Raw genomic sequence first — 6,789 nt, 5'->3', positions numbered from 1 at the left:
GTGGGCGCTCGACGACCGCGATGCGGCGCGCGCGCTCGAGCTGCTGGGCGAGTTGCCGCCGGGGGTCGCGCGCCGCACGCATGCGCTGCGCCTGCGCCTGCAGGCCACGCGGCTGGCCCGCCAGCCGCACGAGGCGCTGAAGACCGCGCGGCTGCTGGCCAAGCACCAGGCCTTCTCGAAGGAGGCGGCGCAGGGCCTGCTGCGCTCGCTCGCGTTCGAATCGCTCGATGGCGCGCGCGATGCCGACCAGGTGCGGCGCGTGTGGTTGTCGCTCGAGGCCGTTGACCGGCGCGACCCGTTCGTCGCGGCGCGCACCGCCACGCGGCTGTCGAAGTTCGGTGCGCAGGCGGATGCGCGCAATGCGCTGCGGCCGTTCTGGGAGCGGCTGGGCGAGCTGGGCATCGACGAGCGCTGTGCGCTGGCCGAGGCGCTGGTCGCGTCGATCGACGGCATCGGAGCCGACTGGCTGCCGCGGCTGGAGGCCTCGCTGCAGGCCTTCCCGCGCGAGCCGGCGCTGGCGCATGCGGTGGGCCGCGCGCTGGCGCAACGCGAGCTGTGGGGCAAGGCGCGGCTGCTGCTGCAGCAGGCCGCCGATGCCGACGAGCTGCCGCTGGCCGCGCGCCGCGACGCCTGGGTGCTGCTCGCGCACCTGGCCGAGCAGCAGGGCGATGTCGAGCGCACGGCCGATTGCTATCGACAAGCCGCAACGCTCGCCGGAATCTGAAAAAAGTCGTGCTACACTGCGAGGCTCAGCGGCTGTAGCTCAGTTGGATAGAGTACTTGGCTACGAACCAAGGGGTCGTGGGTTCGAATCCTGCCAGCCGCACCAAAAAACAAGAAATGATTCAACGCCTTAGAGGTTTACGCCTCTAGGGCGTTTTTTCTTGCCGGGGGACTTTTGGGGGAGTGGCCGTCGAGCGCGCGGCCTCCTGCTCCATCCGCAGCGTGGTCAGGCTCTTGTTCCAGCGGCCCGAATCTTCCTTGATCTTCTCCAGCGCGGAGTGCAGCTCGACGGTCTGCGCCATGCTGTAGTGGTGCGTCATCGAACGGCTGGAATGCCACAGGATGTCGGCGCAGGTCGCCGAGCCCAGCTTCCGCCCGCGCACGCTGCCACGCCGTGTTGTTGGTTCGTGCGGGCCATGCGTGGCTCCTTGGGGCGCGGGGGATTGAACGATAGGTCTTCCATCGCCGCGGCAGAACCCCCATTCGTTTTACCCGCCGTTCACTCGATCGTGTGAACGCGGCGGCTCGCGCGGGTCGAACAGGCGATCGAGTTGTTGCCTCAGCACGTCTTCGGCGCGGTCCAGCACCTGGGCGAGTGCAGCCCGCGCCGGGTCGTCCGAGGCCATCCGATCGGTCGCCGCCTGGAAGCGCAGGATCAGGCCCTGGGTGCACTCGGCGGGATGACGAAGTCGAGCGTCACGCGAAAGAGTCAACGCTACGCCGGCAACCCTGCGAGGTGGTGGTGGATCTGTGCGACCGCCGCAGCGCCCTCGCCGATGGCGCCACCCACGCGCTTGACCGAGCCGGAGCGCACGTCGCCGACGGCGAACACCCCCGGCACGCTGGTTTCCAGCGGCGCGGCCTTCCAGCCCGAGGGATCGACCTCGACGCCGGCCCCCGTCAGCACGAAGCCTTGCGGATTGACGCCGACGCTGCACCCGCCAAGCCAGTGCGTCTCGGGCTCGGCCCCGACGAACAGGAAGACGTTGCGCAGCGGGCGATGCTCCTGCGATGCCGCCCGGCGGTTGGTCCAGGTCACCCCTTCCAGCCCGCTCATCGGCTCGCCATGCAACTCGACGATCTCGGTGTGGGGGCGCAGTTCGATGTTGGGCGCCGCACCGATGCGATCGATCAGGTAGCGCGACATGGTGGCCCGCAGGCTCGGTCCGCGCATCAGCACGTGCACCTTCGAGGCGTGCTGTGACAGGAAGACGGCGGCCTGGCCCGCCGAATTGCCGCCCCCCACGACCACGACTTCGGTTTGCGCACACAGYGTGGCCTCGAGTGCCGAGGCCCAGTACCAGATGCCGCGGCCTTCGAARKCGGACAGTCGATCCACCTCYAGGCGGCGGTAGCGCGCGCCGCTGGCGATGACGACCGTGCGCGCACGCAGGCGCCGGCCATCGGCGAGGTGCAGCCSGAGTTCACGCTCCGGCCCYGCACGAGCGCAGTCCAGCGACCGCACCTCGGCCGGGATCAGCAGTTCGGCGCCGAACTTCTCGGCCTGCACGCTGGCGCGCCCGGTCAGTGCGGCGCCGGAAATGCCGGTCGGAAACCCGAGRTAGTTCTCGATGCGCGCGCTGGCACCGGCCTGCCCGCCATAGGCGCGCCGGTCCAGYACGACGACGCGCAGGCCTTCGGAGGCGGCGTAGACGGCCGTCGACAGCCCGGCCGGGCCGGCGCCGACGATCGCCACGTCGAAGATCTCTTCGCGCTCGGCGCTGTCAACCATGCCGATGCATCGGGCCAGGGTTGCTTCGGTCGGGTTCACCAGCACGGCACCGTCCGGGCACACGACCACCGGCTCGCCGGGGGCGGCGCCGTACTGCTCGATCAGCGCCGCCGCGCGGTCGTCGTCGCGTGCATCGATGACCCGGAACGGCTCGCCGTTGCTGTGCAGGAAGCTCTCAAGCCGCAGCAGGCCGGCCGAGTTCGGATGGCCGATCAATACAGGCCCGCTGGCGCCCTGCTCGATCAGCGCCACGCGTCGCAGGATGAGCGCGCGGATCAGGCGCTCGCCCAGGTCGGCCTCGGCGATCATCAGCGAGCGCACCTGTCCGGGCGGCAGCAGCAACGCCTCGACATATTCCCGGGCCACGGCGTCGACCAGGGAAGGCTTGCCGGTCATCGTCGCCAGTTCGCCCGAGAAGTTGCCCGGACCGTGTTCGACGACAGGTGTCTCGTTGCCCATGCCGTCGCGCTGAAGGACGGCTACCAGACCTGTCACGACCACGAACAGGCCCGGTCCGCGCTCGCCGGCACTGACAATGCGGGTGCCAGCCGGATAGGCCTGTAGTGTTCCGAAGCGTTGCATCCGCGCGATGTCGCCCTCGCTCAAGCGAGGGAATGCCTGGTGGCGGCGACTCGACAGGACGTCCGAAGCAAGGCTGGGATTCATGGCATCAGTCCCTCTGTTGACTTGGCACCATCGTCGTGCACGAGTCCGGGGGGCACAAGTAAAGCGCGGTAAATCGTCGGGGGCTCGAGCCACTCCACCAGATGCTCGACGAGCTTGCGAACGGCGAGCGGTTGATGGCGCCGCGACGCGTAGCAGAGGTGCAGGGACACCGGGTCGGCATGCCAATCTCTCAGCACCCGGCACAGGCGGCCCTCGGCCACGCAGGCTTCGGCCATGAACAGGGGCAGCTGCACCAGGCCGGCCCCGTGGACGGCGGCCTCCATCAGGACTTCATCATGGCTAGACTGAAGGACGCCCGCGACCGGCACCTCGTGTCGCAGCCCGCTGTCCCGGTGCACGAAGGTCCACCCGACTGGGCGCGCCCGGCGATGGACGAGGCAGTCGAAGCGGCTCACGTCCAGCGGCGTCGCGGGGCTTCCGCTGGCGAGCAGGAAATTACGCGAGGCGAACCAGCCCACGTCCAGCCTCGCGAGTTCGCGAGCGACATGCGATTGCCGCAGGTGGCCTTCCAGGCACAACGCCAGGTCCGCATCGTCCGCGAGGACATCCACTGGGTCGTCACGCAAGCGCAGGTCCACCGAGACCCGCGGCCACCGTGCCCGAAAAGCCGCCAGTGCCTTTCCGAGGTGAAGCCGCCCGTACGAGGCGGTGGCCGCAAACCGGATCAGCCCGTGGGGTTCGTGGGCCGACTCGCTGCTGAAGGCTTCGAGTTCGTCATAGGATGCCAGCAGCTCCGTGGCTCGCTCGAGCACCGATTCGCCGACGGACGTGGGCAAAACGCTGCGCGTGGTGCGCAACAGCAGGCGCACCCCCAGCAGTGCCTCCAGGTCCTGCACCGTTCGCGTGACCACGGAGCCCGACATGTCGAGAGCCACCGCCGCACGCGAGAAGCCGCCATGCTCGACGACCGACTTGAAGACGGCGAGGGCTTTCAGGCGATCCATGGAGACTGCTTTCGCGCACAGTGAGAATCGTCGTGTGCCATCGCGGTGAAGGAAGCTGACACCAGAGCGACCAGCATGACGACGGCATAGAGCATCCGGGCCCGCGCGCGGTGTCGGCCCTCCATGGCGTGAAAACGTGATCGTTCAGTAGCGGGTCGCATGGCGCAACTGGATGGTGTTCTCGCGAGGGTTCCGACGCTTGATGCCTGCGTTGAAGAAGTGATGCAGGCGCTCACCGGTCTCGTAGATCGGGAGCAGCACGCTCGCCCCGATGACCAGTTCGAAGAAAGATTCCGTCTGCCTGTCGGCGAGACAACAGCTCAGCACCAGAGTGAAGCCCACCGGCGTAACGAGCGCGCCGCGGTCGCCTTCGGGGGCGTGACGCGTTCGCCATTGCCCAACTGACGACTCCCAGTTGCCCGCAGCATCACCCCATCGCAACGGTTTCCCCCAGTCTCGGCTTGCGCCGAAGACATAGATCCGCGCATCCTTGGAGAAGCCCGCCTGGAAGGCGCTGGAGACCGGCGGTGGTTGGTCCGCAGGCGCCGCCTGCGCAGTGGGGGTTGCAACGTGGAGGGCCAGCGGTCCGGCCACCAGACGAGTGTGTCGATTCAGAAGACAGGACTGCAGCGGCATGGCGAACCTCGTGAGCGATGTCATGAGGGTGCATTGGCTCGGGCTGTCGGTCATCTACCTTCCAGCCAGTATCGGAGACCTCCAGTAGGTGGGGGCGGACCGGTCTCCGACTCGTCATTGTTGATTCTGGTGTCGCAGTCGAATCACCGCGGCGTGGCCCTGAATGTGTAGCTGAAGTTCGTCCACGACCGACAGCAGTCGCTGCGCAGCCTACGACGGCTACAGACTGGTTGCGGTCGGTCGGGTCCGCCCACCGAACGACAGCTCTCACCAGAAGGAGCCGTTCATCGCGAATCGTTTTGCAGCTGCTCAGTCATGGGCCTGGCGGACGGTGCCGCGACGGCAGTGCTGACCTGCTCGAATGGCTGCTGTCGCGAACCGCGAAGCGGTGCTATCGACCCGTTGCGGACTTTGACGAAAGCGATTTCGTTGCCCGCAAGCGGCCGGTCATATCAAAGGTGCGGTGCTGCAGATCGGGGGTTCCTATATCAGCCGTCATGCCGTGAGGGACGTGCTGATCGAGCGGCGAGGCCCTGCGGGGCAACGGTCAGGAATTCCGAGCCTCCAGCGCGCGACGTATGAGAAGGAAGGGCAACCAGAGCAGCGACCAGAGCGACGGGTCGGCCAATGCAATCAAAAGGAAGTCATGCACTGGAAACCACGGCATGGCATTTGGCTGGTGGATCAGCCACGCCAAGACAACGAATACTTGGGAGAGTAGCGGCGTCATTGAATGGTGCTTCTGTATCCCGAGACGCAGATTGCGGTAGCTGAGATACAGAGATGCCCAATTGACGACCACCACGTAGGCGGCCGCGATCAAGAGGACAACGGAAGTCACAGTTGAGACCATAGATAAAACCTGGCGTTCGATACAGGCAGGAGATCGGCGCGAGCTACGCAGCAAGCAGCGTCTCGCCAGCGCCGGCTCCTGGCCGGTCAGGGACATGCGGGAACAACGCCATTCATGCGAGCCGATTCGAAGCTACGCGATCCGCGAGGGCTTCAACCAGCGCCGGCTCTCCACGAAGCGACAAGCCGACACCGGCTTGAGCGACGGCCACAAGGTCAGCGCCTGGGAGCGAGATCTCGTACCGCGTGGCTTCTTGGGGGCCGCCCAGGGTCCACTCACTGTCAACGATCGAGCCGCCCATCGCCTCGACCTCGGCAACGAGTCGATAGAACAGGTCGTCGTCGTACTCAGAGCCCAGTAGGAGTTCGGTCATAGCGCTGCCGAGCGTACCCGATAGCGGTCGCTGGTGAGCGGCTGGAAGTGGCCGACTCTTGCCCACCGAGGCGCCTATCCACGACTTTGGTCCAGGGCGACAAACTGATCAACCTCCGCGTCGGAGGGCTGCCAATCGTCGCCTCGCATGTCGTGGAACATCACGAGACCCAGGAGGATCAGGGGATCCTCTCCCAAGAAGGTTCGAAACTCGGACTCGGCACGCCACAACCCTTCGTCAATCGATACGGCGAAGCCTTGCTTCTCGAGACAGGCAAGCGCTCCTGGCATCACATTGCCGGCCGACGCGATCGTGGTCTTGCTAACCATAGTGTTCTCACATTGTCCAAGAGAGATTGCCCAGAGCCGACGGTGGCGATCGACCGGTTGTGGCCGGGTGGAGCCTTCCGTCAGTGAGCGCCTCTTGTGAGTGCGACGCGCGCCGGTGCAAGCGCGTGGGCCGCGTCGGGGCTGCCATCGCGGCCAGCTCGCTCGACGATTTCCACTAATGCACGTCCTGCTTCCGACCGTGGTTCCACTTGCACTGGAACCGGGAAAACGGGATACCAACGCTGCAGATAGACGCGAAAGTCCGAAGCATTCCGTTCGAGGCTGCCATGCACGTCAACCGCAATCCTCTTGCCCGTGGCATCAGTGAGCTCAATCCATGCTGACCCGCCGTCTGCGAGGAATACTGAGTCGGTAACTCGGATGGGGCTGCTCATATCAGGAACGCGCCCGGCAAGAGCGTAGGTAGCCCAGAGCACTGCGCAAGCGACGACAGTCGCGCATGCAAGTTTCGCTGTTCGCTGGGTCAATTTATTAATCATCTGGTTCGGTGC

Annotated in this window: 10 protein-coding genes and 1 tRNA gene; 2 read left to right on the top strand and 9 right to left on the bottom strand. The window is 66.2% G+C overall.

Going from position 1 to position 6,789, the window contains the following annotated elements; genetic code table 11:
* Positions 1 to 724: heme biosynthesis protein HemY (locus tag AC1DXV_RS29270; RefSeq protein ID WP_490363519.1), on the top strand; the 724-nt coding region annotated here is incomplete at its 5' end.
* 28 nt (positions 725 to 752) lie between these two features.
* A tRNA-Arg gene (locus tag AC1DXV_RS29265) sits at positions 753 to 829 on the top strand.
* A gap of 40 nt (positions 830 to 869) precedes the next feature.
* Here the strand turns inward: AC1DXV_RS29265 and AC1DXV_RS29260 are convergent.
* The 9 genes from AC1DXV_RS29260 to AC1DXV_RS29220 form a co-directional block, all read right to left on the bottom strand.
* Entirely contained in the window at positions 870 to 1,106 is a 237-nt protein-coding gene (locus tag AC1DXV_RS29260; RefSeq protein WP_477867679.1) for a hypothetical protein, read from the bottom strand.
* A gap of 105 nt (positions 1,107 to 1,211) precedes the next feature.
* Entirely contained in the window at positions 1,212 to 1,436 is a 225-nt protein-coding gene (locus AC1DXV_RS29255; protein ID WP_477867677.1) for a hypothetical protein, read from the bottom strand.
* Between the two features lie 2 nt (positions 1,437 to 1,438).
* Positions 1,439 to 3,121, bottom strand: coding sequence for an FAD-dependent oxidoreductase (locus AC1DXV_RS29250; protein ID WP_477936933.1), 1,683 nt, complete (start codon positions 3,119 to 3,121; stop codon positions 1,439 to 1,441).
* Positions 3,118 to 4,086, bottom strand: a complete 969-nt coding sequence (locus tag AC1DXV_RS29245; protein WP_477867676.1) for a LysR family transcriptional regulator — start codon at positions 4,084 to 4,086, stop codon at positions 3,118 to 3,120. The genes AC1DXV_RS29250 and AC1DXV_RS29245 overlap by 4 nt, the downstream gene beginning before the upstream one ends.
* Before the next feature lie 144 nt (positions 4,087 to 4,230).
* Positions 4,231 to 4,722, bottom strand: coding sequence for a hypothetical protein (locus tag AC1DXV_RS29240; protein WP_477936931.1), 492 nt, complete (start codon positions 4,720 to 4,722; stop codon positions 4,231 to 4,233).
* Between the two features lie 547 nt (positions 4,723 to 5,269).
* Positions 5,270 to 5,671 carry a hypothetical protein gene (locus AC1DXV_RS29235; RefSeq protein ID WP_477867672.1) on the bottom strand — a complete coding sequence of 134 codons (402 nt, stop codon included), beginning with the start codon at positions 5,669 to 5,671 and terminating at the stop codon, positions 5,270 to 5,272.
* Positions 5,672 to 5,687: 16 nt separating this feature from the next.
* Complete coding sequence (locus AC1DXV_RS29230; protein WP_477867670.1) at positions 5,688 to 5,948, bottom strand: hypothetical protein; 261 nt, start codon at positions 5,946 to 5,948, stop codon at positions 5,688 to 5,690.
* 74 nt (positions 5,949 to 6,022) lie between these two features.
* Positions 6,023 to 6,277, bottom strand: coding sequence for a hypothetical protein (locus AC1DXV_RS29225; RefSeq protein ID WP_477867668.1), 255 nt, complete (start codon positions 6,275 to 6,277; stop codon positions 6,023 to 6,025).
* 80 nt (positions 6,278 to 6,357) lie between these two features.
* The coding region (locus tag AC1DXV_RS29220) for a hypothetical protein (RefSeq protein WP_477936930.1) at positions 6,358 to 6,789 on the bottom strand (432 nt) is incomplete at its 5' end.

The organism is Rhizobacter sp. P3_C12 (genome assembly GCF_056402735.1).
This window is presented reverse-complemented; position numbering and strand designations above follow the sequence as displayed.

Coding starts and splice junctions, on each gene's coding strand:
- AC1DXV_RS29235 (WP_477867672.1), bottom strand. CDS start 5,671: ATGTCCCTGACCGGCCAGGAGCCGGCGCTGGCGAGACGCTGCTTGCTG.
- AC1DXV_RS29225 (WP_477867668.1), bottom strand. CDS start 6,277: ATGGTTAGCAAGACCACGATCGCGTCGGCCGGCAATGTGATGCCAGGA.
- AC1DXV_RS29240 (WP_477936931.1), bottom strand. CDS start 4,722: ATGCCGCTGCAGTCCTGTCTTCTGAATCGACACACTCGTCTGGTGGCC.
- AC1DXV_RS29245 (WP_477867676.1), bottom strand. CDS start 4,086: ATGGATCGCCTGAAAGCCCTCGCCGTCTTCAAGTCGGTCGTCGAGCAT.
- AC1DXV_RS29230 (WP_477867670.1), bottom strand. CDS start 5,948: ATGACCGAACTCCTACTGGGCTCTGAGTACGACGACGACCTGTTCTAT.